Annotated in this window: 24 protein-coding genes; 22 read left to right on the top strand and 2 right to left on the bottom strand. The window is 50.0% G+C overall.

Going from position 1 to position 26,276, the window contains the following annotated elements:
* Position 1: 1 nt before the first annotated feature.
* The 18 genes from ACO0LN_RS02215 (at position 2) to ACO0LN_RS02130 (ending at position 18,652) form a co-directional block, all read left to right on the top strand.
* Positions 2-298 (top strand): helix-hairpin-helix domain-containing protein, encoded by a 297-nt coding sequence (locus tag ACO0LN_RS02215; protein WP_422970745.1) that lies wholly within the window; start codon positions 2-4, stop codon positions 296-298.
* Between the two features lie 103 nt (positions 299-401).
* Positions 402-884, top strand: a complete 483-nt coding sequence (gene iscR / locus ACO0LN_RS02210) for a Fe-S cluster assembly transcriptional regulator IscR (protein ID WP_422970744.1) — start codon at positions 402-404, stop codon at positions 882-884.
* Between the two features lie 16 nt (positions 885-900).
* Positions 901-2,154 (top strand): IscS subfamily cysteine desulfurase, encoded by a 1,254-nt coding sequence (locus ACO0LN_RS02205; protein WP_422970743.1) that lies wholly within the window; start codon positions 901-903, stop codon positions 2,152-2,154.
* A 56-nt stretch (positions 2,155-2,210) separates the two neighbouring features.
* Positions 2,211-2,606, top strand: coding sequence for a Fe-S cluster assembly scaffold IscU (gene iscU, locus ACO0LN_RS02200; protein ID WP_422970742.1), 396 nt, complete (start codon positions 2,211-2,213; stop codon positions 2,604-2,606).
* 68 nt (positions 2,607-2,674) lie between these two features.
* Positions 2,675-2,998 (top strand): iron-sulfur cluster assembly protein IscA, encoded by a 324-nt coding sequence (iscA, locus tag ACO0LN_RS02195; protein ID WP_110253627.1) that lies wholly within the window; start codon positions 2,675-2,677, stop codon positions 2,996-2,998.
* 11 nt (positions 2,999-3,009) lie between these two features.
* The gene (gene hscB / locus ACO0LN_RS02190) at positions 3,010-3,513 is read left to right on the top strand and encodes a Fe-S protein assembly co-chaperone HscB (protein WP_422970741.1); all 504 of its coding nucleotides are present in this window, start codon (positions 3,010-3,012) and stop codon (positions 3,511-3,513) included.
* Positions 3,514-3,583: 70 nt separating this feature from the next.
* Positions 3,584-5,449 (top strand): Fe-S protein assembly chaperone HscA, encoded by a 1,866-nt coding sequence (gene hscA, locus ACO0LN_RS02185; RefSeq protein ID WP_422970740.1) that lies wholly within the window; start codon positions 3,584-3,586, stop codon positions 5,447-5,449.
* A gap of 65 nt (positions 5,450-5,514) precedes the next feature.
* On the top strand, positions 5,515-5,853 hold the full coding sequence (gene fdx / locus ACO0LN_RS02180) for an ISC system 2Fe-2S type ferredoxin (protein WP_422970739.1): 339 nt from the start codon (positions 5,515-5,517) through the stop codon (positions 5,851-5,853).
* Between the two features lie 51 nt (positions 5,854-5,904).
* Positions 5,905-6,099 carry a Fe-S cluster assembly protein IscX gene (gene iscX, locus ACO0LN_RS02175; protein ID WP_422970738.1) on the top strand — a complete coding sequence of 65 codons (195 nt, stop codon included), beginning with the start codon at positions 5,905-5,907 and terminating at the stop codon, positions 6,097-6,099.
* Between the two features lie 265 nt (positions 6,100-6,364).
* Complete coding sequence (locus ACO0LN_RS02170) at positions 6,365-7,978, top strand: sensor histidine kinase (RefSeq protein WP_422970737.1); 1,614 nt, start codon at positions 6,365-6,367, stop codon at positions 7,976-7,978.
* A gap of 140 nt (positions 7,979-8,118) precedes the next feature.
* Positions 8,119-8,913 (top strand): thymidylate synthase, encoded by a 795-nt coding sequence (locus ACO0LN_RS02165; protein ID WP_422970736.1) that lies wholly within the window; start codon positions 8,119-8,121, stop codon positions 8,911-8,913.
* A 17-nt stretch (positions 8,914-8,930) separates the two neighbouring features.
* Positions 8,931-9,413: a dihydrofolate reductase gene (locus ACO0LN_RS02160; protein ID WP_422970774.1), complete on the top strand. Its 483-nt coding sequence runs from the start codon at positions 8,931-8,933 to the stop codon at positions 9,411-9,413.
* A gap of 7 nt (positions 9,414-9,420) precedes the next feature.
* Positions 9,421-9,990 (top strand): DUF4337 domain-containing protein, encoded by a 570-nt coding sequence (locus ACO0LN_RS02155; protein ID WP_162041514.1) that lies wholly within the window; start codon positions 9,421-9,423, stop codon positions 9,988-9,990.
* A gap of 16 nt (positions 9,991-10,006) precedes the next feature.
* Positions 10,007-10,795: a MipA/OmpV family protein gene (locus ACO0LN_RS02150; RefSeq protein ID WP_422970735.1), complete on the top strand. Its 789-nt coding sequence runs from the start codon at positions 10,007-10,009 to the stop codon at positions 10,793-10,795.
* A gap of 328 nt (positions 10,796-11,123) precedes the next feature.
* Positions 11,124-13,394: an Orn/Lys/Arg decarboxylase N-terminal domain-containing protein gene (locus tag ACO0LN_RS02145; protein ID WP_422970734.1), complete on the top strand. Its 2,271-nt coding sequence runs from the start codon at positions 11,124-11,126 to the stop codon at positions 13,392-13,394.
* 180 nt (positions 13,395-13,574) lie between these two features.
* On the top strand, positions 13,575-14,480 hold the full coding sequence (locus tag ACO0LN_RS02140) for a flagellar brake protein (protein WP_422970733.1): 906 nt from the start codon (positions 13,575-13,577) through the stop codon (positions 14,478-14,480).
* A 218-nt stretch (positions 14,481-14,698) separates the two neighbouring features.
* On the top strand, positions 14,699-17,188 hold the full coding sequence (locus ACO0LN_RS02135; RefSeq protein ID WP_422970732.1) for a DUF1800 family protein: 2,490 nt from the start codon (positions 14,699-14,701) through the stop codon (positions 17,186-17,188).
* A gap of 12 nt (positions 17,189-17,200) precedes the next feature.
* Positions 17,201-18,652 (top strand): DUF1501 domain-containing protein, encoded by a 1,452-nt coding sequence (locus ACO0LN_RS02130; RefSeq protein ID WP_422970731.1) that lies wholly within the window; start codon positions 17,201-17,203, stop codon positions 18,650-18,652.
* 73 nt (positions 18,653-18,725) lie between these two features.
* Here ACO0LN_RS02130 and ACO0LN_RS02125 read toward each other — a convergent pair whose 3' ends face one another.
* Together ACO0LN_RS02125 and dcd are read right to left on the bottom strand one after the other, a co-directional pair.
* Positions 18,726-19,646 carry a glutaminase gene (locus ACO0LN_RS02125; protein WP_422970730.1) on the bottom strand — a complete coding sequence of 307 codons (921 nt, stop codon included), beginning with the start codon at positions 19,644-19,646 and terminating at the stop codon, positions 18,726-18,728.
* 36 nt (positions 19,647-19,682) lie between these two features.
* Positions 19,683-20,249, bottom strand: a complete 567-nt coding sequence (gene dcd, locus ACO0LN_RS02120) for a dCTP deaminase (RefSeq protein WP_186945400.1) — start codon at positions 20,247-20,249, stop codon at positions 19,683-19,685.
* 312 nt (positions 20,250-20,561) lie between these two features.
* Between dcd and ACO0LN_RS02115 the strand changes: the two genes are divergently transcribed.
* The 4 genes from ACO0LN_RS02115 to lysS all read left to right on the top strand — a co-directional run bounded on the left by ACO0LN_RS02115 (position 20,562) and on the right by lysS (position 26,276).
* On the top strand, positions 20,562-22,901 hold the full coding sequence (locus tag ACO0LN_RS02115; RefSeq protein WP_422970729.1) for a YgiQ family radical SAM protein: 2,340 nt from the start codon (positions 20,562-20,564) through the stop codon (positions 22,899-22,901).
* A 165-nt stretch (positions 22,902-23,066) separates the two neighbouring features.
* The gene (locus ACO0LN_RS02110; RefSeq protein WP_170133408.1) at positions 23,067-23,357 is read left to right on the top strand and encodes a hypothetical protein; all 291 of its coding nucleotides are present in this window, start codon (positions 23,067-23,069) and stop codon (positions 23,355-23,357) included.
* Between the two features lie 188 nt (positions 23,358-23,545).
* Positions 23,546-24,650, top strand: a protein-coding gene (gene prfB / locus ACO0LN_RS02105) for a peptide chain release factor 2 (RefSeq protein ID WP_422970728.1) whose coding sequence is annotated in 2 segments (ribosomal slippage) — positions 23,546-23,626 and positions 23,628-24,650 — 1,104 coding nt in all. Because the reading frame shifts where the segments join, the coding sequence is not laid out codon by codon here.
* 90 nt (positions 24,651-24,740) lie between these two features.
* Positions 24,741-26,276, top strand: coding sequence for a lysine--tRNA ligase (gene lysS / locus ACO0LN_RS02100; RefSeq protein ID WP_422970727.1), 1,536 nt, complete (start codon positions 24,741-24,743; stop codon positions 26,274-26,276).

Here is a 26,276-nt window from a genome sequence, read left to right as displayed (position 1 = left end):
TATGAAAAAAGCACTCACCTGCAAGGACATCAAACAGTTGGAGCAATTGCCAAATGTCGGCAAGGCAACCGTTGCCGACTTGCACCTGCTGGGGATTACCGAGCCAAAGCAACTCAAGGGACGCAATCCCTACCAGATGTATGATGACCTTTGTGCTGTGACCAGAGTCAGGCATGACCCCTGTGTCTACGATATTTTCATTTCCATAGTAAAATTCATGGATGGCGAACCGCCTCTGGCCTGGTGGCATTACACAGCAGAACGCAAAGCCCATCTGGCATCACCCTCCTCACTATAAGCCTATTCCTGACAAGATTACTCAAGTTTGCTATACTTGACTAAAATGCTCAACAACTCAGGGCATTCAGCTTTTTCTTGCGTGGAGTATCCCCGGAGTAACTATGCGACTGACCACCAAAGGACGTTTTGCCGTAACGGCCATGATAGACCTGGCCCTGCGCCAGGATAAAGGGCCTGTGACCCTGGCTGGCATCAGCCAGCGTCAGGACATTTCCCTGTCCTATCTTGAGCAATTGTTTGGAAAACTGCGTCGCCATGAAATTGTTGAATCCGTGCGTGGACCTGGCGGCGGCTATAATCTTGCCCGCAAGGCACAGAATGTCACCGTTGCCGATATTATCATTGCCGTTGATGAGCCACTTGATGCAACGCAATGCGGTGGCAAAGGTAATTGCCATGGCAGTGATCATGAAAATGGCCTGCACTGCATGACACACGACCTGTGGGCGACGCTGAACGCCAAAATGGTCGATTACCTGGATTCTGTTTCACTCCAGGATCTGGTCAATCAGCAAAGACAGAAAGCATCAGAAAATCATGTAGTCGTCATGCATCATGTGCATGCCAGCCACATTGCCTCTTGAATATTTGGAGTTTTGAATGAACGCCCCTTTGGAACAAAGCCTGTTGGACACACTGAAGTCACCACACTTTCCTATCTACATGGATTATTCGGCGACAACGCCGGTTGATCCTCGTGTTGCTGACAAGATGATTCCCTTCCTGCGTGCGCAGTATGGCAATCCGGCTTCCCGCAGCCATATGTATGGCTGGGACGCAGAAAAAGCGGTGGAAGATGCGCGTGCGCAAGTGGCAAATCTGGTCAATGCTGATCCGCGTGAAATCATCTGGACCTCCGGTGCGACAGAAAGCAATAACCTGGCGCTCAAGGGGGCAGCAAACTTCTACAAGTCCAAGGGCAAGCACATCATCACGGTAAAAACCGAGCACAAGGCTGTGCTGGATACAGTGCGTGAACTGGAGCGTCAGGGTTTTGAAGCTACGTATCTGCAGCCTGGTGACAATGGTCTGATTACACTGGATCAGCTGAAGGCAGCTATCCGTCCAGACACCATTTTGGTATCCGTAATGTGGGTCAATAATGAGATTGGCGTCATCCAGCCTATCGCTGAAATTGGCGAACTGTGCCGCGAAAAAGGCATTGTTTTCCATTCCGATGCTGCCCAGGCGACTGGCAAGGTGCATATCGACCTGGAAAATACCAAGGTTGATCTGGTCTCTTTCTCTGCCCATAAATCCTATGGCCCGAAAGGCATAGGCGCGCTGTATATCCGCCGCAAACCACGCGTACGCCTGGAAGCACAGATGCACGGTGGTGGTCATGAACGCGGTTTCCGCTCTGGCACATTGGCACCTCATCAAATTGCCGGTATGGGCGAAGCCTTCCGCATCGCCAAAGAAGAAATGGAAAGCGAACTGACGCATGTACGCGCTATGCGTGACCGTCTGGCAAAAGGCTTGCAAGAAATTGAAGAGACCTATGTCAATGGCGACATGGAACACCGTGTACCGCACAACCTGAATGTCAGCTTCAATTATGTTGAAGGCGAATCCCTGATCATGGCGATCAAGGATATTGCAGTATCTTCTGGCTCTGCATGTACCTCTGCCAGCCTGGAACCTTCTTATGTATTGCGCGCACTGGGCCGTAGCGATGAGCTGGCGCACAGCTCGATACGTTTCACCATTGGTCGCTTTACGACAGAAGAAGATATCGACTTTACGATAGACCTGCTGAAAACCAAGGTTGCCAAGTTGCGTGAATTGTCCCCCCTCTGGGATATGTACAAGGACGGCATCGATATCTCCACTATCCAGTGGGCTGCGCATTAATTCAATATTGAATGCGTATTTGAAAAACGTATTTTAGAAAATTAAGGAGTATCAAAATGGCTTACTCAGAAAAAGTGTTAGATCACTATGAAAACCCACGCAATGTCGGCGCTTTTGAAAAAGGCGATGACACCGTAGGCACCGGCATGGTCGGCGCACCTGCTTGCGGCGACGTCATGAAATTGCAAATCAAGGTGAGCGCTGATGGCATTATCCAGGATGCAAAATTCAAGACTTATGGCTGCGGCTCAGCTATTGCTTCCTCTTCCCTGGTGACTGAATGGGTCAAGGGCAAGACACTGGACCAGGCGCTGGAAATCAAGAACACGGCTATTGCTGAAGAACTTGCGCTGCCACCAGTCAAGATCCACTGTTCCATCCTGGCGGAAGATGCGATCAAGGCTGCAGTACTGGATTACAAAAACAAGCACAGCGCTGAACAAATCGCCTGAAATTAGTTTCAAGATTCGTTTCAAAAAAAGTGGCAACAAAAGTTTAGTAGCAAAAAACTGGAATAAATATGGCTATCACACTCACAGAAAAAGCGGCAAAACATGTGACCCGTTATATGGAACGTCGCGGCAAAGGCATAGGCCTGCGCTTTGGGGTACGTACAACCGGCTGCTCAGGCATGGCCTACAAGCTTGAGTATGTGGATGAAGTCGGCAACGACGACCAGATTTTTGAATCACATGGCGTCAAGGTATTTGTCGATCCGAAAAGCCTGCCTTACATCGACGGCACTGAACTGGATTTTGCTCGCGAAGGTTTGAACGAAGGCTTTAAATTCTACAACCCCAACGTCAAAGACGAATGTGGTTGCGGCGAAAGCTTCAGGATTTAAGGCTGGTGCAGATGCAGAATCATTTTGAGCTGTTTCAGTTGCCGCAGCAGTTTGCGCTTGATCAGGGACAATTGGATGCAGCTTACCGCGAAGTACAAAATCGCGTACATCCAGACAAGTTCGTGCAAGCCAGCGAAGCTGAAAAACGCGTTGCCATGCAATGGGCAACGCGGGCCAATGAAGCCTACCAGACGCTGAAAAAACCTTTGAAGCGCGCCCGCTATTTATGTGAATTGCAGGGTGTGGATTTACAGACGGAATCCAACACCTCCATGCCTGGTGCATTTTTAATGCAGCAGATGGAATGGCGCGAGTCCTTTGACGATGCGCGCAAAGATAATAATCAGGCTGCGCTACTGAGATTGGAGCGCGAGTTGAACAGCGCCATGAGAACACAGTTACACGCTGTGGGAGATTCGCTGGATCAGAATAATTTCCAGGATGCGGCGTTGCAAATCCGCACCTGCATGTTCCTGGAAAAATTCATTGCGGATATCGCTGCTCTCGAAGAGTAATTTCGAATAACCCGGCAAATCTGTCATTGCTGATTTGCCCTTTTTGGATGTCAAGTCATCCCACCTCATCATGGCATTACTGCAGATTTCTGAACCTGGCATGTCCACAGCTCCACACCAGCACAGGTTGGCAGTAGGCATAGATCTGGGCACCACCAACTCTCTGGTGGCAACCGTACGCAATAGTATCCCTGAAGTGCTCAACGATGAAGAGGGTCGCCCGCTGCTGCCTTCAGTAGTGCGCTATCTGCCAAATGGTCATGCGCATATAGGTTTCAGAGCGCAGGCCGAACAAAGCAATGACCCCAGGAATACCATCGCTTCCGTCAAGCGTTTTATGGGGCGCGGTTTGAAAGACATCGCCTATGCCGAAAACCTGCCTTATGATTTTCATGATGAACCTGGCATGGTGCAGATCAAGACTGTGGCTGGCATCAAAAGCCCGGTAGAAGTATCTGCACAAATTCTGGCAACCCTGCGGCAGCAGGCAGAAGACGCACTGGGCGATGACCTGGTTGGTGCCGTCATTACCGTTCCCGCTTATTTTGATGATGCACAAAGACAGGCAACCAAGGATGCCGCCAAACTGGCTGGGCTGAATGTCTTGCGCTTATTGAATGAACCTACCGCTGCGGCAATTGCCTACGGCCTGGACAATTCTTCAGAAGGCATTTATGCCGTCTATGATCTGGGTGGCGGCACATTTGATATCTCCATCCTGAAAATGAGCAAAGGCGTATTTGAGGTTCTGGCTACTGGCGGCGACTCTGCCCTCGGTGGCGACGATTTTGATCACCGTCTGTTTTGCTGGATCTTGCAGGAATCCAAACTGGCACCACTGTCAGACGAAGACACCAGCGCTCTGATGATCAAGGCTCGCGAGGCCAAGGAAATACTGTCGAACAAACCCAGCACCTTTATCGATGCAAAACTGAATTCTGGCGAGTCTATCCATTTGCAGATAACTGCAGCAGCGTTTGCCGAAATGACGCAAAACCTGGTGGTAAAAACTACGACGCCTTGCCGCAAAGCCCTGCGCGATGCCGGCCTCACTGTAGATGATATCGATGGCGTGGTACTGGTAGGTGGCGCTACGCGCATGCCGCATGTACGCAAGGCTGTTGGTGAATTCTTCCAGACCACGCCACTGGCCAATATTGATCCAGACAAAGTGGTGGCTCTGGGTGCAGCGATACAAGCCAATCTGCTGGCGGGCAATCGCGCCCCTGGTGATGACTGGCTGCTGCTGGATGTAATTCCGCTGTCACTGGGCGTCGAAACCATGGGTGGTCTGGCTGAAAAAGTCATCCCGCGCAATTCCACCATCCCCTGTGCACGCGCGCAAGAATTCACCACTTTCAAGGATGGACAAACCGCCATGGCCATCCATGTCGTGCAGGGCGAACGTGACCTGGTGAGCGAATGCCGCTCGCTGGCACGCTTTGAGTTGCGTGGCATTCCCCCTATGGCTGCCGGTGCTGCCCGTATACGCATCACTTACCAGGTCGATGCTGATGGCCTGCTTTCAGTTTCAGCACGCGAACTGCGATCTGGCGTGGAAGCAGCAATCACCGTCAAACCATCATATGGCCTGGCTGATGATGAGATTACACGCATGCTGCAAGACTCATTCACCTCGGCAGATGCCGATATGCAAGAACGCGCATTGCGTGAAGAAGTCGTTGAAGCCGAACGTATTTTATTGGCAACCCAGTCAGCCCTGCATGGCGATGCTCAATTACTCAGCGACACCGAGCAAACACAAATCAAGGCATTGATGGACCAGGTCGCCAGCCTCAAAAATGGCAAAGACCATCAGCTACTGCATGATGCAATAAGCGCACTCGCTGATGGGACGGAAGAATTTGCCGCCCGCCGCATGGATCAAAGCGTACGCAGTGCACTAGCCGGAAAAAAACTCGATGAGATTGTCTGAGCAACATCAGACATCGTTACAGACAGCGCCCATATATATTGAAATAGCCAGATTACGAGAACAACATGCCACAAATTATTGTCTTGCCGCACCCTCAGCTTTGCCCAGAAGGAACAGTCATTGATGCACCAGAAGGCAAATCGCTGTGCGAGGCTTTGATCGAAAGTGATGTAGAAATCGAGCATGCCTGCGAAATGTCCTGTGCCTGCACCACTTGTCACGTCGTCGTACGCGAAGGTTTTAATTCATTGAATGAATCTACTGATGATGAAGAGGATTTGCTGGATGCCGCCTGGGGTCTGGAAGCAACTTCACGCCTTTCTTGCCAGGTCAAGCTCGGCAAACAGGACATCACCATAGAAATTCCAAAATACACCATCAATCACGCGCGCGAAAATCACTAATACTGATTTTCCACCCGCCCGTTGTTGGCATTGACAGAAGTGGAGCACATCATGAAATGGACTGATACCTTCAGAATCGCCGAAGCACTGTGCGATAAATTCCCTGATATTGATCCACTGACAGTACGATTCACTGACTTGCACAACTGGATCGTCGATCTGGAAGAGTTTAATGACGACCACACACGAGGCGGTGAAAAAGTATTGGAAGCAATACAGATGGCATGGGTAGAAGAAAGCAAATAACCCATTCTACTGCTTTCGTAATTTACATATCTTAGATACAACTCTTGCGCAACAATTTGCCCTTTTTTGGACAATTGAACACACTGAGTAAGCACTCAAGAATCATATCTTGCCGAAACGCAAAAAACCTTTTAGTATTTTAAAATTGTTTGTGCGATCATCAAGCATGGTTGTCCATGCCTGATCTGTATATGAATGTTTGGTGGAAATGTATGATGCTCCGCCTGACTATATCTTCCGGGAAGTGTTGCACAAGGACCTCGCAATGCAGTTTCGACATCTTTTATCCGCACTACGCCGCCGAATCACGCTAAGACTAGCGATTATTCTGGCCGTTATATTCGGATTAACCGTCCCTGCTGCCATCCTCATCCCTTATCACTTGCACACGATAGAAACTGCGGCCCAGCTCAGGAATGCCGAAGATCACAATCGCCTGGTCGAAATTCTCTCCGTTATCTTGAGCGAACCCCTGTGGCAAATTACACCCGAGATTGCCAATATCTCCAGTGAAGTGGTGTATTCCGACCCCAGGGTGGCAACCATAGAAGTCATTACCCTGCCCGACCGCAAAGAGTTCATCAAGAACGACACCCGCAAGCAAACCCAAAAAGGACCGTTCACCAGCATGGTCAGGGAAATCAAGCACGGTGGCCAGGTGATAGGCCAGGTCAGGCTGACACTGGCAGAAGACCTACTGCAAGAGAGTCTGGCATCCGACTTCCGTCGTTATGTCACGACCGCTGTGCTTTCCCTGATACTGGCTATTATATTTATCCTGGTGGTATTGCAATGGCGCCTGGTGCAGCCAGTCAGGATACTGATGGGTGAGTCGGACAGGCTGGCAAATGGCGAACTGAATGACCCTATTGCCCTGAACCGCGAAGATGAATTGGGTCACCTGGCAACCAGTCTCGAAGCCACCCGCCAGGCTTTGCAAAGATCATTTGGCGAACTGGAAATCAAGAATCAGCAATTGCTTGAATACTCAGGCACACTGGAATCCAAGGTCCGCCAACGCACTCAGGAACTGGAAACAGTCAACCAGAACCTGGAAGCCGCTCTGAATAATGTGAATTCAGCGCAGGCAGAATTGGCAAGGGTAGAACGCATGGCAGCACTGGGTTCCATGGTCGCAGGCGTAGCACATGAATTAAATACCCCGCTGGGTAATTGCCTGCTGGTTGCCAGCACCCTGGAAGAAGAAACCCGCAACCTGGTCAAAATGGTCGAAGAAGGCAAGATGAAGCGTTCTGACCTGACACGCTATGCGACCACAGCTGTAGATTCCACCAAATTGCTGCTACGTGGACTGCAACAGTCTGCCCATCTGGTTGGTGACTTCAAGCAGGTGGCCGTTGATCAATCAAGCGCCCAGCGCAGGCAATTTGCTTTACTGGTCATGTTGCAGGAGCTGACCGCCCTGCTGCATTCAAGCTTGCGCAAAACCCCGTTCACTCTGGAACTCGATATCCCTGGTGAAATCCAGCTTGACAGCTACCCTGGTTTGTTGGGACAGGTTTTTACCAATCTGGTCAATAATGCGGTCGCTCACGGCCTCGAAGGACGTGAAGAGGGTCACATGCGTTGCACTGCCACACAGCAAAACGACCATGTCCTCATTATTTTCGAAGACAATGGCAAAGGTATTTCAGCAGAAATTATCAACAGAATATTCGAACCCTTCTTTACTACCAAGTTTGGCCAGGGCGGCAGTGGCCTTGGGCTGAGCATCACTTTCAACATCATCTCCAACGTACTTGGCGGCAGCATTCATGCGAGCAGTATAGTCGGCCAGGGAACCCGTTTCGAAATCAAATTGCCACTGGTGGCACCAGGTGAACCAGAATCCAGCAATCCCCTGCTGAGCAAACGCTGAATCAGCAAGACTGCAGCAACACCATCTTGTCCTCACTGAAGTGGATGAGACGCATTACAATCTCCAAGAGTTTTATCTTTCCCTAAGGTATACTAGCGCCTGAACAAAATAGTAACTCAACATAGCAATTTATTAAGCCCATGCATCAATACCTTGACTTCATGTGCCATGTGAAAGAACACGGCACCCAAAAAACTGACAGAACCGGTACTGGCACAGTGTCAGTCTTTGGCTACCAGATGCGCTTTGACCTGAGCAAGGGCTTTCCATTGGTGACCACCAAGAAGCTGCACCTGAAGTCTATCGTGCATGAACTGATCTGGTTTCTGGCAGGCTCCACCAATATCAAATACCTGACAGACAATGGCGTCTCTATCTGGAATGAATGGGCGGATGCCAATGGTGATCTTGGCCCGGTTTATGGCTCACAATGGCGCAATTGGCCTACACCCTCCGGCGAACACATAGACCAGATCAAACAAGTGGTAGAGCAGATACGCAACAACCCTGACTCACGCCGCCTTATTGTCTCTGCCTGGAATGTTGCTGACATCCCGCAAATGAAGCTGCCACCATGTCACATGATGTTTCAGTTCTACGTCGCTGACGGCAAATTATCCTGCCAGTTGTATCAGCGTAGTGCCGATATCTTTTTGGGCGTGCCTTTCAATATCGCATCCTATGCCTTGCTGACCCATATGGTGGCACAACAGACTGGCCTGGAAGTTGGTGATTTTATCTGGACGGGTGGTGACTGCCACTTGTATTCCAATCACATGGACCAAGTTAACGAACAATTATCACGTAGCACTTTGCCATTGGGTCAATTGAACATCAAACGCAAACCTGAATCCATTTTTGATTATCAGTTTGATGATTTTGAGTTTGCGAATTACCAATTTCACCCCGCAATCAAAGCGCCCGTTGCTGTTTAAACTCTGGATTCATGAGCATGTCATCTTTAAGTATTATTGTTGCAACCGATTCCAAGCTGGGCATAGGCATAGATAATAAGCTGCCCTGGCATTTGCCTGAGGATCTTGCCCACTTTAAGCGGACCACCACTGGTCACGCCATTATCATGGGCAGGAAAACCTTTGAATCTATAGGTCGCCCCTTACCGAACAGACGCAATATTGTCGTCACGCGGAATCATGAGTGGCAACATGCAGGTGTGGAAACAGTGGCATCGCTAGATGCAGCGCGGGCGTTGCTGGACCAGGAATTGGCTTTCATCATAGGCGGAGCCGAGATTTACAGCCAAAGCATGGAATTGGCAAATGAACTGGTCGTGACCGAGATACAACAGGAGTTTGCATGTGATGCTTTTTTCCCAGTAATCAATCCGCTAATATGGAAAGAGACGGGAAGAGAAAAACATTTCTCCAAAGAAAAAAATTTACATTTTGCATTTGTCACTTACAAAAAGATTTAGGATTACTATGTCAGGACACGGGTTTCACGTACACGGACCGCATGATCATGAGTTGGAACATGCAGCCCACGGCAATGATGATTTTGCCAGCAAAATTGCAGTAATGACTGCGATCATGGCAACTGTCGGAGCCTTGTTTGGTTATGAAGGCGGCGCAACACAAAATGATGCAGCCATGTTCAAGAATGATTCGGCCATTAAAAAGACCGAAGCATCGAACCAATGGAATTATTACCAGTCGAAGTCGAGTAAGCAAAACCTCGCGGAATTGGCAATGGTGATACCTGGAGCTGATGTCGCAAAATACAAAGCAGAAGTTGAGCGCTATAAAGTAGAAAAAGAAGATATCAAGAAAAAAGCGGAAGCCCTGGAAAAAGAAAGTCAGGACTGGGAAGAAAAGTCAAAAGAAGCCCTGCATCAGCATCATCGCTGGGCGCAGGCCATGACTGCCGTGCAAATTGCCATTTCCCTGGCAGCAATCACCTTGCTGACCAAGAAAAAATGGCTACAGTATGCTTCTTATGGTGTAGCTGGAGTTGGTGTAGTACTGGCGGGACTTGCTGCCCTCCATATATGACAAAGACGAGAACATAATGAAAAAAATACTCGGTATCACATTATTGGCGATGACCTGTTCCGCAGGAGCACAGACTTCGCAATTTGTGCAACTGGTTCCCACTACCTACCTGCCCAAGGATGTGAATTTCTCTCTGGGCGCTGTTGCGCTCAGCATGCCTAAATATACGGGCTCCGATGAGCGTCGTCTGGCTGCTTATCCCATGTTTGATGCGCAATGGAAAAATGGTGCGTTCTTCAGCGCTGTGAATGGCCTGGGCTATAACTTCTCCAAAGATGCAAGCCTGCAATATGGTTTGCGTATGTCCCTGGAAGCTGCCCGTGATGAATCACGTTCCGGCAAACTGCATGGATTGGGCGACGTCAACACTGCGCTTGAACCAGGCGCATTCCTGAATTTCAATCTTGATCAAAATTTCTCTCTGGCATCGTCCATACGTTATGGCTCTGGCCTGGATCACAATGGAGTACAAGTCAGCTTTGGCGCGCGCGCCACTACTTTATTGAGTCCACAACATAGATTGTCTGCCAGCATAGGGGCAAACTGGGTTAATTCTGCCTATATGCAGTCCTATTACGGCGTGACTGCTGCGCAATCTGTAGCTAGTGGTTATGCGCAGTACACCCCATCGTCAGGCATTTCTGATATCAAACTGGGTGCTAGCTGGCATTGGAATATTGATAGCAACTGGTCACTGACAACCGGTGCATCCGTTAGCCGCCTGAGTGGTGATGCCGGCAGAAGCCCCTTTGTCTTCCAGAAAAATCCCGTTACGATCTTTTCTGCCGCAAGTTATCGCTTCTGACAATTATCTTAGCAATTCTTGCCAGGACAAAAGAGTGCTTATATGAGCACTCTTTTTTACTTTTTCGCTTGACTGAGTAAGCAGGTCGAACTGAGGATTTATTGAATAAAATTCATCCTGAAACGCATTTCTCAATGCAAGATACGGCACAACAACTGCTTTGATGACAATCAGATGAAATTTTGCATTTTCCAACCAAAAACAGCGATTTTTTCACATCAGCCCCCACATATCTGAGAGAATTCGCTTCTTTGAATTTTCGGCGCGCAAGCGGTTGATTTAACTTGCCCAGGCGTCTCCCTTGTAACAAGCTTTTTTGGAGACCTCCATGAAATTCCGCTTCCCCATCGTCATCATCGACGAAGACTTCCGCTCTGAAAACACCTCTGGTCTTGGCATACGCGCGCTTGCTGACGCAATAGAAACCGAAGGCATGGAAGTACTGGGTGTAACCAGCTATGGTGACTTGTCCCAGTTTGCCCAACAACAATCGCGTGCGTCTGCCTTCATCCTGTCGATTGACGATGAAGAGTTCGGCGACGGCACCGATGAAGAAACAGATTACGCCCTGAAGTCCCTGCGTGCCTTCGTAGAAGAAATTCGCTACAAGAATGCGGACATCCCGATTTACCTGTACGGTGAAACCCGCACTTCCCGCCATATTCCGAATGATATCCTGCGCGAATTGCATGGCTTCATTCACATGTTTGAAGACACGCCAGAATTCGTGGCACGCCATATCATCCGTGAAGCGCGCTCATACCTAGATGGCCTGGCACCGCCGTTTTTCCGCGCGCTGGTACATTACGCCAATGATGGCTCCTACTCCTGGCATTGCCCGGGTCACTCAGGCGGTGTCGCTTTCCTGAAGTCACCTATAGGCCAGATGTTTCACCAATTCTTTGGTGAAAACATGCTGCGCGCCGACGTATGTAATGCGGTAGAAGAACTGGGGCAATTGCTCGACCATACCGGCCCGGTCGCCGCATCCGAACGCAATGCCGCACGTATCTTCAATGCCGACCATTGCTATTTTGTAACCAATGGCACCTCGACCTCCAATAAGATGGTCTGGCATTCCACGGTTGCACCTGGCGATATCGTCGTGGTCGATCGTAACTGCCATAAATCCATCCTGCATTCCATCATCATGTGTGGTGCGATACCGGTCTTCCTGATGCCTACAAGGAATCACCTTGGCATCATCGGCCCTATCCCGCTGGAAGAATTCAGCATGGAAAGCATACAGAAGAAGATCGAAGCCAATCCTTTTGCGCGAGAAGCCAAAAACAAAAAGCCACGCATCCTGACTATTACTCAATCGACTTACGACGGCGTGCTGTACAACGTCGAAGTATTGAAAGACTTGCTGGATGGCGAGATCGACACCCTGCACTTTGACGAAGCCTGGTTGCCACATGCGACTTTCCATGATTTCTATAAAGACATGCATGCCATAGGCAAGGACAGGCCACGTGCCAAGAAGTCGATGATTTTCTCGACCCAATCGACCCATAAACTGCTGGCCGGTATTTCACAAGCATCACAAATTCTGGTACGTGAATCCGAAACACGCAAACTGGACCGTGACAGCTTCAATGAAGCTTACCTGATGCATACCTCGACATCGCCTCAGTATTCCATCATTGCCTCTTGCGATATCGCAGCAGCCATGATGGAAGCGCCAGGCGGTACGGCACTGGTAGAAGAATCCATACTCGAAGCACTGGACTTCCGCCGCGCCATGCGCAAGGTGGATCAGGAATGGGGCAAAGACTGGTGGTTCCAGGTTTGGGGACCAGAAGAATTCTCAGCAGATGGAATAGGTTCGCGCGAAGACTGGATGATACGTGCCGAAGATGACTGGCATGGCTTTGGTAAACTGGCACCAGGCTTCAATATGCTGGACCCGATCAAAGCGACCATTGTTACGCCAGGCCTGTCCCTCGAAGGTAAATTTGGCGAAACAGGCATCCCTGCATCTATCGTTACCAAATACCTGGCGGAACATGGTGTTATCGTTGAAAAATGCGGCCTGTACTCGTTCTTCATCATGTTTACCATCGGTATTACGAAGGGCCGTTGGAACACTTTGCTGACTGCTTTGCAACAGTTCAAGGACGATTACGACAAAAACCAGCCTATGTGGCGCATCTTGCCGGAATTTGCTGCAGCAAACCCACGCTATGAAGGTGTGGGGCTGAAAGACCTGTGCCAGGGCATACATGAAGCCTACAAAGGCCACGACGTTGCACGACTGACGACAGAAATGTATTTGTCTGACATGCAACCAGCGATGAAACCATCTGATGCCTTTGCCATGATGGCACACCGTGAAACTGAGCGTGTATCGATAGATGAGCTCGAGGGCCGTGTTACGGCAATTCTGTTGACGCCTTATCCACCAGGTATTCCATTGCTGATCCCTGGCGAACGCTTCAATCAGACTATTGTTGATTACTTGCGTTTCGTGCGTGATTTCAATGAGAAATTCCCAGGCTTTGAGACTGATTGCCATGGCCTGGTCAAAGCAGAAATCGATGGCAAACGTGGCTATTTTGTAGATTGCGTCAAATCCACAGCAGAAAGCGGTAAATAAGGCGTAGTCAAAAACCTTAGTCTTTCTGCCTGACAGAGCACTTATTGCCATTCCCTGGCAATAAGTGCTTTTTATTATACAAAGGCACAACAAGATGCTTAATTTGCTCCAATTTTCGATATACAATCAGATTGATAATCAAGACTACGGATACAGTAAATGGGTGGTGCAACAGGACTAATGCCAATCAAGCATACGGAAATCAACGTAGGCCAGACTGCGCCATGGCCTATCTATGACGAGCAAGGCCATCTGTTGATGGCATCTGGTGTCAAAATTGAAAGTCAACACCAACTCGAAGGTCTGCTTGAACATGGTTACTGCAATCCAGATGCCATGTGGGACACCATCCCCTCAAAACTCACACCCATTTCCAAACCAGTTTCATCTCGATCTTCAGCACCTGGTTCCAGCCCTGCTCCGCAAGACGCGCACAAAGATACGCTGATGGAGTTGGACAGCGTACGCTGGAACGTAGGCGAAACTCTGTATCTGCAAGTCCATGACCATACGGCTGTGCGTTATACAGTGAAGTTGATCGGCTTTGTCAAAAATATGTCCATCATGGTGACTGCACCGACTATCGATGGCAAAGCCGTCATTATTCGTGACGGACAAACCTTTATAGTCCGGGCGTTCCCAGGTAAAAAAGCGTATGCATTCACCGCATCAGCCATCAAATCCGTGTATTCGCCCCACCCTTACCTGCATATCTCTTATCCCAAGCAAGTCCGTTGCACCACCATACGCCAGGGTTCGCGTGCCAATGTCAAAATCATTGCGTCCGTCACGATCGGCGATCCGGAGCAAACCGCAGCAGCTACGCTGGGTGACCTGAGCATGGGTGGCGCTTCCGGCGTGATGAAAAAAGTGGTCGGCAAAAAAGGAGATGTGGGCACCATTAAATTCAAAGTCAGTGCGGCAGGTAACGATGAATACCTGAGCCTGAATGTAATATTGCGTTCGCAGGCGCCTACTGAAAACGGTCTGGAATACAGGCACGGATTTGAATTCGTCGATGTTTCCGCACAATCCAAACTCATCCTGTCAGCGTTTGTTCATCAAACACTGGCCGAGATGGACTAAGGGATTATTATTAATTTCATTAACTTGTATTTGAATATAGACGCAAAATCTACAGTTAAGAAATTAATACCATAACAATTACATTTGCTTACCTTTGGTGGGCGTTTATGTGTTGCTTCACTGATTTGTTACACTTTTTGGCGCTGTGATTTTAGGGCATGGATTAGAATTGGCTTTCCCAAATGGAATTTTCTGGGGATGAACTTTCAGGAGTGACCATGCCGCCATTCAGGCTTAACACCGTCAAGCATTGTTTGCTTGTTTTATCCGTTTTTGCATTGAGCTCATGTGGTGGCGATCAAAAAGCCAGCACATCGTCTGGCGAAGTTACGCCAGCCCCTCCTACGGTACTGGAGCGCCTGTTTGCGCCCGCACCGGTGGTCACCAGTACCACGATCAGCTTTGGCGGTAACCGCTCAAATTATGCGATTACCCAGACCAGCACTGGTTATTCAGTCAAAGACAATATAGGCACTGATGGCACGACTGATGTCAATTCCAACATTCAGCAACTGATATTTAAAGATGTCTCAATCAATCTGCAGATTGCCAGCCTGTCTTCCAGTATTGCCGCCAGTGACCTGAATAACATCATTGAGTTGTATATCTCCTATTTCAACCGCATTCCTGATGCGAATGGTCTGGCCTACTGGGTTACCCAATTCAAGAATGGCATGTCGATAGAAAAAATTGGCGATTCGTTTTACATTGCAGCCATACAAGATGCGGCACTTACTGGTTATGCACCAGACGCCAACAATGTCGATTTCGTCACCAATGTTTACCGCAATGTATTGAGTCGCTCACCACCAGACAAGGCCGGGCTGGATTACTGGACAAGCAGCCTCGCCAATGGGACTGTGACGCGCGGTATAGTCGTTCGCTCCATGCTGATTGCTGCCCATGGCTATGCTGGTGATGCAGTCAATGGCTGGGTCAGCACCCTGCTCGACAACAAAATCAGTGTTGCCAAAAACTTTGCCATTCAGCAGGGCTTCACTTATATAAGCAAAGCAGATTCCATCACCAAAGGAATGGCGCTCGCATCTACAATCACGCCAACAGATTCCAGTATTGCCAATGGCATGATACAAGCCCTGGTGGGCTTTCAGTCAACCAATAGTGCCAACGCGCCTACTCCAGCCCAGGCTTCACGCTTCCTGGCACAGGCCAGTTTTGGCGCGAACAATTCTGACATCAATAACCTGACCAACAGCAGTTATAGCGCATGGATAGACAAACAACTGGCCATGCCACAGAAATTGCACCGCAGTTATATGGATGCGCAAGCTGCCGGCTTCATCAATGGTTTGAGTGATCTGAGCCAGAATAACTTCTTTGAATCGTTCTGGCAGCAGGCAATCAAAGGCGATGACCAATTGAGACAGCGGGTCACCTTTGCCCTCTCACAAATATTCGTGGTGTCCTTCCAGGACAGTAGTGTTGCCAATTACCCGCGCGGTGTTGCGGCTTATTACGATACGCTTGGGGCCAATGCCTTTGGCAATTTCCGTAATTTGCTTGAATCCGTCAGCCTGCATCCTATGATGGGCACTTACCTGACTTCTTTGCGCAATCAAAAAGAATCCGGCACCCAGGTTCCTGACGAGAATTATGCACGTGAAGTCATGCAGCTCTTCACCATAGGTCTGTATCAGTTAAATCAGGACGGCACTTATGTCATGAACGGTGGCAAACCAGTTGAGACCTATTCCAGCACAGATATACAGGGTTTGGCCAAGGTATTCACCGGATGGAGCTGGGCAGGCCCGGATAAGAGTGACAACCGCTTCTTCGGTGGTAATGCAGACGCCAACCGTGACTGGCTGCCTATGCAAAGCTACCCAAAATATCATTCAGTTTCGGCCAAGACTTTCCTGGGTGTGACGATTCCGGCACAGTCACCAGCCAATCCTGAAGCGAGTTTGAAAACTGCACTGGATACATTGTTCAATCATCCAAATGTTGGCCCTTTCATCGGTAAACAGTTGATACAGCGCCTCGTCACCAGCAACCCAAGCCCACAATATATTTCCAGGGTGGCGGCCGCTTTCAACAACAATGGCTCGGGTACCAGGGGTGATATGCGTGCCGTCATCAAAGCGATTTTGCTGGACAATGAGGCGCGCAATGACACTACCCTGGCCTTTGCCAACACTGGCAAACTCAGGGAGCCGGTATTGCGCCTGGCGAACTGGATGCGGGCATTCAATGTGAATTCCACTTCTGGCCGATTCCTGATGACCAGCATGGATGACCCGCTCAGTGGTTTGTCAGAAACACCAATGCGTTCACCAACGGTATTCAATTTCTATCGCCCCGGTTATGTACCACCAAATTCAGGCATCGCCAGCGCAGGCCTGGTGTCGCCGGAAATGCAAATCACCGGTGAAACCTCAGTTGTTGGCTACCTGAACTTCATGCGCGATGTGATACCTAACGGCACCGGTTCATCGCGTGACGTCAAGGCAGATTACAGCAGCCTCATCAGTTTGGCGTCAACGCCAGACCAATTGCTGGATCAATTGAACCTGACCCTGATGTCCAACCAGATGAGCAGCAATTTGCGTAGCCAAATTTTGACGGCAGTCAATTCGGTCACGATACCAACCAACAATACAGCCAATGCGGATGCAGCGAAGAAGAATCGCGTCTATTTGTCAATTTTCCTGACTATGGCCTCTCCTGAATATCTGGTCCAAAAATGAACGGGAACCATCATGACTAAATTAAACGCTTCGCGCCGCGAGTTTTTGCGCTTCTCCACTGCACTTGGTGTTGCCGGTGCTGCAGGTAGCGCCAGCCTGCCCTTTGCCATCAATCTGGCAACCATGGGTTCCGCTGCTGCACAAACCTCTTCCGGCGGTTACAAGGCACTCGTATGCCTGTTCCTGTATGGCGCCAATGATCATGCCAATACGGTACTGGCCACAGACAGCACGTCATGGACGCAATACACTACCGTACGTACCACCAACGAGGCGGGATCAATAGCCCTGCCCGCAGTCGGCACCAATGGCGGTGTCTTGCCCATCAGCCCGACCACATCGCAGGCTGGCCGCAGCTTCGCATTACATCCGCAGTTGGGGCCATTGAAAAGCCTGTTTGACAATGGCCGTGCAGCGATACTCAGCAATGTCGGCCCTTTGATTGTGCCCACCACTTTGGCACAATACAAGGCTGGCAGCGTACCTCTGCCGCCCAAACTGTTTTCCCATAATGATCAGCAATCCCTGTGGCAGGCCTATGCGCCTGAAGGTGCAGCTTATGGCTGGGGCGGGCGCATGGGTGACATGCTGGCCTCGTCGAATGCCTACCCCGTATTTACGGCAATATCAACATCTGGCAATGCCGTTTTTCTTGCGGGACGCAACATCAATCAATACCAGGTCAGCGCCTCAGGCGCAGTGCCTATTGGCGGACTGACGGGCACCCTGTTTGGCTCCAGTACTGCTGGCAATCCTTTAAAGAACATCATCGCATCGGACTCTGCCAATCTGTTCCAGAAAGAACATGCGGCAGTCACCAACCGCTCCATCAATGCACAAAGTCTGCTGAGCCCTGCAATGGCACCTGCAGGCGCTACTGGCGTTCCCAATCCTACGCAATATACCAACCCGAACAATGGCAATCTGGCCAACAATGGCCTGGCCTCCCAATTGCAAACGATCGCCAGGATCATCGCTGGACGCAGCGCCCTGGGCGCACAACGACAAGTGTTCTTTGTTAGCCTCGGTGGGTTCGATACACATGATTTCCAGCGTACGGCGCATGCAGACCTGATGGCCAGGCTGGCTCATGCCATCAATTATTTTGATGGCGTCCTCGGTAACTTGCAGGGCACTGACTTGCGCAAACAAGTGACCCTGTTCACAGCATCAGATTTTGGCAGGACGTTTACCAGCAATGGTGATGGCACCGATCACGGCTGGGGCTCGCACCACTTCATCGTTGGTGGCGCGGTCAAAGGTAATAATATTTATGGTGATTTCCCGGTAACGGGGCTCAAGCATAGCCTGGATGTTGGTTCTGGCAGCCTGCTGCCACAGATTTCTGTCGATCAGTATGGTGCTACGCTGGCGAACTGGTTTGGGCTGAGCACGAGCCAGATTAATGACATTTTCCCGAATATCACTAATTTTTCTAACCGCAATCTGGGTTTCCTGGCTTAAGCAGTACAGGCCGCTACGCGCTTGAGGGCACGCAGTGGCAACTCTATAGCAGCTCAGTAGCAACCACTAGAAATCAGAATATGGATCTGGCCGTCAGCGTAGTAAATCGCTCCAGCGCATAGGTACCCGCCAGCGAATTGCCGGTGGCATCCAGCCCCGGTGACCAGACAGCCACTGCAAGTTCACCCGGCACCAGCGCCAGAATGCCACCACCTACCCCACTCTTGGCCGGCAAACCCACACGATAAGCAAAATCCCCTGCCGCATCATAGGTGCCGCAAGTCAGCATCAATGCATTCAGACGTTTGGATGAACTGGCATCAAGGATTTGCTGCCCATTCCAGGGCACAGTGCCATGATTGGCAAGGAAACCGCCTGCCTTGGCCAATTCGGCACAAGTCATGGTCAGCGAGCATTGGCGGCAATAACTGTCGATGACAGTTTTGACAGGATTGTGCAGATTGCCAAAATCTTTCATCAAATGCGCGATTGCATAATTGCGGTGCGCGGTCTGACGCTCAGACTGGGCGACCGCCATATCAAAATCGATGGTGGGTTCGCCAGAAATGGTACGGGCAAACTGCTGGACCGCAATATCAGATTGCACAAAGCGGGCCGACAAAATGTCAGCGATGACCAGTGCGCCGGCATTTATGAAAGGATTGCGCGGCTTGCCGCGTTCATATTCCAGCTGCACCAGAGAATTAAAAGGATTGCCGGAAGGCTCGCGCCCTACTCGCTCCCAGATCGCATCGCCCTCACGGGAAAATGCCAGCGCCAGCGCAAACAGCTTGGTGACGCTTTGCAATGAGAATTTTTGCTGACTATCGCCGATAGCGTAGGTGCTACCATCCAGACAATACACAGCCATGCCAAAATGCTGGGCTGACACTTTGGATAACTCAGGAATATAGGAAGCCACTTTCCCCTGAGACAATAAAGGCTGGACTTCAGAAAAAATAGTCTGAAGTATGGCTGCGTAATCCGGCTGCATGAATTTCTTGTATCAGTCTTGTATTGAATCTTGAATTCAGGTCTTAGGCAAAGTGACGCCAACTTGACCCTGATATTTACCGCCACGGTCTTTGTATGATGTTTCGCAGACTTCATCACTCTCAAAGAATAATACCTGGGCGCAACCTTCACCTGCATAAATCTTGGCTGGCAATGGTGTGGTATTGGAGAATTCCAGTGTCACATAGCCTTCCCATTCAGGCTCGAACGGCGTGACATTGACGATGATGCCACATCGCGCATAAGTGGATTTACCCAGGCAAATGGTCAATACGCTGCGCGGAATACGGAAATATTCCATCGTGCGTGCCAGCGCGAATGAGTTTGGAGGAATGATGCACACATCACCCTTGAAATCGACAAAAGATTTTTCATCGAAATTTTTTGGATCAACAATAGTGCTGTTGATATTCGTAAAAATCTTGAATTCGTCGGCACAGCGTATATCGTAACCATATGAGGATGTGCCATAACTGACGATGCGGTTACCATCACGTTCACGCACCTGGCCCGGCTCAAACGGCTCTATCATGCCGGTTTGCTCTGCCATGCGACGTATCCACTTGTCTGATTTAATACTCATATACTTCTCCTGCCAAATTGATATTGGCGCGATTTTACGCGAAAACAGCTATATCTAATATGGAATTAGCTCTCAAAAAGATAAACAAATTCGAAAAAATTTACATCAATCACGCTACGTCAGATAGCGGCAGACCAGCTTTAAAGCAAGCATGGCAATGCTACAAAATCGCTTGGCGTGCTTCAAAGTCCAGGATCACAAGAATAAATTATTAACAAATACATCATCGCACTTGCATGCAAGCTTTTGATTTTTCAGAAGAATTTCCTTATTGCCGCGCAAAACCAGCCGCTTTCCGGTACAATTCCGCCAATGAACGCTCAGCCTAAAAATCTATTCTCTTTTCCCCGTTTCCGCCCTGAAGTTGGCGGGAAAAATACCGCACCTTTCCTCCCTATGTCACGCGCCGAAATGGATGTGCTGGGCTGGGATAGTTGCGACGTTATCCTCGTCACTGGCGATGCCTATATTGACCACCCCAGCTTTGGCATGGCCCTGATAGGCCGTCTGCTGGAACATCATGGTTTCCGCGTTGGCATCATCAGCCAGCCTGACTGGCAATCTGCTGATGCTTTCCGTGCACTGGGCAAACCGAATCTGTATTTTGGCGTTACAGCCGGCAATATGGATTCCATGGTGAACCGCTACACAGCTGACCGCAAGATACGCTCTGAAGATGCCTATACACCAGATGGTGACCGCACCAAGCGCCCGGACCGTGCCCTGGTGGTTTATGCTCAGCGCGCCCGTGAAGCTTACCCTGACGCTAATGTCGTCGCTGGCAGCATAGAAGCCAGTTTGCGCCGTATTGCCCATTATGATTATTGGTCTGACAAGGTAAGACGCTCCGTCCTGCCTGATTCCAAGGCCGACATACTCTTGTTTGGCAATGCCGAACGCGCCCTCATTGATCTGACTCACCGCTTGGCGAATGGCGAATCCATCAAGGATATCCGCGATCTGCGTGGCACTGCCTTCATGACACCAAAAGGCTGGCTGCCAGACGAAGAATGGACAGAGATTAACTCTGTCAAAATTGACACGCCAGGCAAGATAGAAGCGCATACCGACCCGTATGCCATGGTGCCGGAGAAAGAAGCAAAATGCGCCACGGGCGATGCGCCTGCCACTGCTGCCGTTTCTGCTGAAGCCAAGCCTGAAGTCAAAATCGAAACCAAGGCTGACGTCGTGCAATTGCAGGCCATACGTATCATGAGCCGTGAAGAGCGCCAGCTCATGCTACGCAACAAGCAACACAAATCCGTGATACGCCTGCCTTCCTTTGATGAAGTCAAGGAGGATGCTGTCCTGTATGCCCACGCATCACGCGTATTTCATCTGGAAGCAAATCCAGGCAATGCCAAGGCACTGGTGCAGGGCCACGGCGACCGCGATGTCTGGTTGAACCCACCGCCACTGCCATTGGCCATGGATGAAATGGATGGCGTGTATGACCGCGCCTATGCACGTGCGCCCCACCCTGCCTACGGCAAGGCGCGCATACCGGCCTGGGAAATGATACGCTTCTCGGTGAACATCATGCGCGGCTGCTTTGGTGGCTGTACTTTCTGCTCGATTACCGAGCATGAAGGCCGCATTATACAAAGTCGCTCCGAGCCATCGATATTGCGCGAGATAGAAGAAATTCGCGACAAGGTCAAAGGCTTTACTGGCACCATCTCTGATCTGGGTGGCCCAACGGCCAATATGTACCGCCTGGCTTGCAAGGATAAGAAGATAGAAGAATCCTGTCGCCGCCTTTCCTGCGTCTATCCAAGCATCTGTTCAAACTTGGGTACGGACCATAGCAAACTGATTTCAATTTACCGGAAGGCGCGCGCCCTGCCCGGCATAAAGAAAGTGTTGGTCAGCTCCGGCCTGCGCTACGACCTGGCGGTGCGCTCACCAGAGTATGTGAAAGAACTGGTCACCCATCACGTCGGTGGGCTGCTAAAAATCGCGCCTGAGCATACCGAAGCCGACACTTTATCCAAGATGATGAAGCCCGGCATAGGCAGCTATGATGAGTTCAAAGCCATGTTCCAGAAGTATTCAAAAGAAGCCGGAAAGGAACAATACCTGATCCCTTACTTTATCGCAGCTCATCCAGGCTCTACCGATGAAGACATGGTGAACCTGGCTGTCTGGCTCAAGAAAAATGACTTCAAGCTGGACCAGGTGCAAACCTTCATGCCTACCCCTATGGCGCTGGCAACGACCATGTACCACACCCGCAAGAATCCGCTGAAGAAAGTCACGGCAGATTCTGAAGTAGTGGAAACCGCACGCTCAGGCAAGATACGCAAACTGCACAAGGCGCTACTACGCTATCACGCACCAGAAAACTGGGAAATCATCCACGAAGCCCTGGTACGTATGGGCAGGCGTGATTTGATAGGTAGCGGGCCCAAGCACCTGATCCCGCTGCGCCAGCCACATATACCGATTACCATCGATGAAAGTGGTGTCGCCAATGGCAAGCGTGTAGCTGCACCAAAAATTGATACTTTTGGCAAAAAATCGTATGCACGCGCCGCAGCAAATGCAAAAACAACACCAGGTAAACCTGCTGCGACCAGTTCTGCACGGCCTGCGCTTGCATACAAGTCAGCAAAACCCAAAGCAGCCACGAGCAAGACAGGCAGACGCTAGCAAATTAATAAGCAACAATGTTGTGCAGTAAATGAAAGCTGTGTTGGCCCGCACCGGGCAACACAGCTTTTTTTCAAGCTTGCCCTTTTCATGCTCTGCCACTGATGTAGAATCAAATCATCACTTGCCACCAAATCCAGGTCATCAACAACTCAGGGAGGAAGTATGAAACACATGAAAACAGTATTAATACTTGAACATACTGAAGAGGTTTTCGACAAGCTCACCTGTGATGTTTGTGGTGCAGAATCCAAATGGGATGAAAACTGGGCTGCCAAAGAGCACGAAAAATCCATCACCACCCTGCAACTGGAAGAAGAAGAATCTTTCCCCCATGGTGGCCAATCTACCCAGACGCAATACCATATCTGCCCATCCTGCTTCAAAACCCACCTGGCAAAGTGGATGGAAAGCCACAGGGAATCTAAGCCTACCGTCACCAATTCAGTCTGGTAACACCAGGCGCTATACTCGCACGATGCCAACTATCACTTTTGGCAAGTGATCAATAAACCCCGGCAAATCTGCCGGGGCTTAGTCGAGATTTAATATCATTTAAGCATATCCATGTGAGCAAATTACATCAAGCGCCCTGCAGCAAGGTATAATGCAAGGTTTGATTGCATTAGAAAAGAATATCCATCATGGAAGCTGAACGCCTCAATAGCCTGTCCGCCCTGCTCGCCGACCTGACAGTCCGCGAAGCCGAACTCCGGAGGTATCTTTGACTTCGATATCAAGTCAGAGAAACTAGAACAAGTCAACGCCGAACTGGAAGACCCTGCCGTCTGGAATGACCCCAAACGCGCCCAGGAATTAGGCAAAGAAAAAAAATCCCTGGAAAACGTCGTCAACACGCTTGTCAAAGCCGATAGCGGCTTGCGCGACGCGAATGACCTGTTCGCCATGGCGCGCGAAGAAAATGACGACGATACCCTGGAAGCGATAGAAGTTGATGCCCAGAGCCTGCGTGAACTGGTTGAAGGCATGGAATTCCGCCGCATGTTCAATAACCCCATGGACCCGAACAATTGCTTTATCGATATCCAGGCTGGTGCTGGCGGTACGGAAGCACAGGATTGGGCATCCATGCTGTTGCGTCAATACCTACGTTATTGCGAACGAAAGGGTTTCAAGGTCGAAATCATGGAACAGTCTGACGGCGACATCGCTGGCATCAAGACCGCTACTTTGAAGGTGGAAGGCGAATATGCCTATGGCTACTTGCGCACGGAAACCGGCGTACACCGTCTGGTACGCAAATCACCGTTTGACTCCAACAATGGCCGCCACACTTCCTTCTCCAGTCTGTTTGTTTATCCTGAAGTGGATGACTCTTTTGAGATCGATATCAACCCCGCAGATGTGCGTACCGATACTTACCGCGCCTCTGGCGCCGGTGGTCAGCATATTAACAAAACCGACTCTGCTGTTCGTTTGACGCATGGCCCTTCCGGCATCGTCGTCCAATGCCAGAATGACCGCAGCCAGCACAGGAACCGCGCCGAAGCGTGGGAAATGTTAAAGGCCAAGCTGTTTGAACTCGAGTTGCGCAAGCGCATGAGTGAAAAACAGAACCTGGAAGATTCCAAGACCGATGTCGGCTGGGGTCACCAGATTCGCTCTTATGTACTGGATCAATCCCGCATTAAGGATTTACGCACGAATTTTGAATCAGGCAACACCAAAGCAATTCTGGATGGTGACCTGGATGAATTCATCGCGGCATCCTTAAAGCAAGGCGTGTAATTATTTTGTACAGTGCGCAGGCGACTGCCTGTGCAGCCTTAAAGAATCAAAACCCGCAGGCCAGATGCCTGCCCTCCCTTAGGGAAAATTATGTCTGATATCAATAACACGACAGCAGGTGAATTGCCTGTTGATGAAAATTCCATCATCGCAGAACGTCGCGCCAAACTTGATGCTATCCGCTCCAAAGGCATAGCATTTCCAAATGACTTCCGCCCACAACACAAGGCTGCGGAACTGGCAGAGAAATATGGCGCGATGAGCCGCGAAGAACTGGAAGCACTGAATGTTGAAGTCAGTGTTGCTGGCCGTATGATGTTGAAACGTGAAGCCGGTAAAAAAGCGGCATTCGCGACACTGCAAGATGCGTCCGGCATCAAAGCTGATGGCCGCATACAGTTATATGTCACCACAGACAAAACTGGCGAAGCCGAAATGGAAGCCTTTCGTCACTATGACCTTGGCGACATCCTGGGCATAGAAGGTGTACTGTTCAAAACCAAAACTGACGAATTGACAGTCAAGGTCACGACCTTGCGCATGCTGACAAAGTCCCTGCGCCCTTTGCCTGACAAATTCCACGGCCTGGCCAATCAGGAAACCAAATACCGCCAGCGTTATGTCGATCTCATCATGAGCGAAGACACTCGCCGCACTTTCAAGGCACGTACGGCCGCCATGAACTCTATTCGCACATTCATGAACTGCAATGATTTCATGGAAGTGGAAACACCAATGTTGCACGTGATACCTGGCGGCGCCGCTGCCAAGCCTTTCATCACGCATCACAATGCGCTGGACATGCAGATGTATCTGCGTATTGCGCCTGAACTGTATCTGAAGCGTTTGGTTGTCGGTGGCTTTGATCGCGTGTTTGAGGTGAACCGCAACTTCCGCAATGAAGGTGTATCACCACGCCACAATCCAGAATTCACCATGATGGAATTCTATGCGGCCTATGTCGATTACAAATGGCTCATGGACTTTACCGAACAAGTCATACGCAAAGCGGCTGAAGATGCGCATGGCACAGCCGTGCTGAATTACCAGGGCCGCGAACTGGATCTGAGCAAGCCTTTCCAGCGCCTGACTATTGTTGGTGCCATCAATAAATACGCACCGGGCTACACAGACGAGCAATTGCATGATGCTGAATTCATCAAGAAAGAACTGTTGAAGTTTGGCGTAAAACCTTTCGCTACAGCCGGTCTGGGTGCATTGCAACTGGCACTGTTTGAAGAAACTGCCGAAGCACAATTGTGGGACCCGACCTATATCATTGACTACCCGGTCGAAGTCTCGCCACTGGCGCGTGCATCTGACACGGTTGCAGGCATCACCGAGCGTTTCGAGCTGTTCATGACGGGTCGTGAAATCGCCAATGGTTTCTCTGAATTGAATGATGCAGAAGACCAGGCAGCACGCTTCCAGGCCCAGGTTGCGGCAAAAGATGCAGGTGATGAAGAAGCCATGTACTACGACGCAGATTACATACGCGCTCTGGAATACGGCCTGCCACCGACTGGCGGTTGCGGCATAGGTATAGACCGTTTGATGATGTTGATTACTGACTCACCTAATATCCGCGACGTGATCCTGTTCCCGCATTTGCGCCGGGAAGATTAA

This window comes from Undibacterium sp. TC9W, assembly GCF_049339865.1.
In the GTDB taxonomy this organism is placed as follows: domain Bacteria; phylum Pseudomonadota; class Gammaproteobacteria; order Burkholderiales; family Burkholderiaceae_D; genus Undibacterium.
This window is presented reverse-complemented; position numbering and strand designations above follow the sequence as displayed.

Bases quoted from the DNA above. Each gene is read 5' to 3' on its own strand.
- ACO0LN_RS02215 (WP_422970745.1), top strand. From the start codon at position 2: ATGAAAAAAGCACTCACCTGCAAGGACATCAAACAGTTGGAGCAATTG.
- iscR (WP_422970744.1), top strand. From the start codon at position 402: ATGCGACTGACCACCAAAGGACGTTTTGCCGTAACGGCCATGATAGAC.
- ACO0LN_RS02205 (WP_422970743.1), top strand. From the start codon at position 901: ATGAACGCCCCTTTGGAACAAAGCCTGTTGGACACACTGAAGTCACCA.
- iscU (WP_422970742.1), top strand. From the start codon at position 2,211: ATGGCTTACTCAGAAAAAGTGTTAGATCACTATGAAAACCCACGCAAT.
- iscA (WP_110253627.1), top strand. From the start codon at position 2,675: ATGGCTATCACACTCACAGAAAAAGCGGCAAAACATGTGACCCGTTAT.
- hscB (WP_422970741.1), top strand. From the start codon at position 3,010: ATGCAGAATCATTTTGAGCTGTTTCAGTTGCCGCAGCAGTTTGCGCTT.
- hscA (WP_422970740.1), top strand. From the start codon at position 3,584: ATGGCATTACTGCAGATTTCTGAACCTGGCATGTCCACAGCTCCACAC.
- fdx (WP_422970739.1), top strand. From the start codon at position 5,515: ATGCCACAAATTATTGTCTTGCCGCACCCTCAGCTTTGCCCAGAAGGA.
- iscX (WP_422970738.1), top strand. From the start codon at position 5,905: ATGAAATGGACTGATACCTTCAGAATCGCCGAAGCACTGTGCGATAAA.
- ACO0LN_RS02170 (WP_422970737.1), top strand. From the start codon at position 6,365: ATGCAGTTTCGACATCTTTTATCCGCACTACGCCGCCGAATCACGCTA.
- ACO0LN_RS02165 (WP_422970736.1), top strand. From the start codon at position 8,119: ATGCATCAATACCTTGACTTCATGTGCCATGTGAAAGAACACGGCACC.
- ACO0LN_RS02160 (WP_422970774.1), top strand. From the start codon at position 8,931: ATGTCATCTTTAAGTATTATTGTTGCAACCGATTCCAAGCTGGGCATA.
- ACO0LN_RS02155 (WP_162041514.1), top strand. From the start codon at position 9,421: ATGTCAGGACACGGGTTTCACGTACACGGACCGCATGATCATGAGTTG.
- ACO0LN_RS02150 (WP_422970735.1), top strand. From the start codon at position 10,007: ATGAAAAAAATACTCGGTATCACATTATTGGCGATGACCTGTTCCGCA.
- ACO0LN_RS02145 (WP_422970734.1), top strand. From the start codon at position 11,124: ATGAAATTCCGCTTCCCCATCGTCATCATCGACGAAGACTTCCGCTCT.
- ACO0LN_RS02140 (WP_422970733.1), top strand. From the start codon at position 13,575: ATGCCAATCAAGCATACGGAAATCAACGTAGGCCAGACTGCGCCATGG.
- ACO0LN_RS02135 (WP_422970732.1), top strand. From the start codon at position 14,699: ATGCCGCCATTCAGGCTTAACACCGTCAAGCATTGTTTGCTTGTTTTA.
- ACO0LN_RS02130 (WP_422970731.1), top strand. From the start codon at position 17,201: ATGACTAAATTAAACGCTTCGCGCCGCGAGTTTTTGCGCTTCTCCACT.
- ACO0LN_RS02125 (WP_422970730.1), bottom strand. From the start codon at position 19,646: ATGCAGCCGGATTACGCAGCCATACTTCAGACTATTTTTTCTGAAGTC.
- dcd (WP_186945400.1), bottom strand. From the start codon at position 20,249: ATGAGTATTAAATCAGACAAGTGGATACGTCGCATGGCAGAGCAAACC.
- ACO0LN_RS02115 (WP_422970729.1), top strand. From the start codon at position 20,562: ATGAACGCTCAGCCTAAAAATCTATTCTCTTTTCCCCGTTTCCGCCCT.
- ACO0LN_RS02110 (WP_170133408.1), top strand. From the start codon at position 23,067: ATGAAACACATGAAAACAGTATTAATACTTGAACATACTGAAGAGGTT.
- lysS (WP_422970727.1), top strand. From the start codon at position 24,741: ATGTCTGATATCAATAACACGACAGCAGGTGAATTGCCTGTTGATGAA.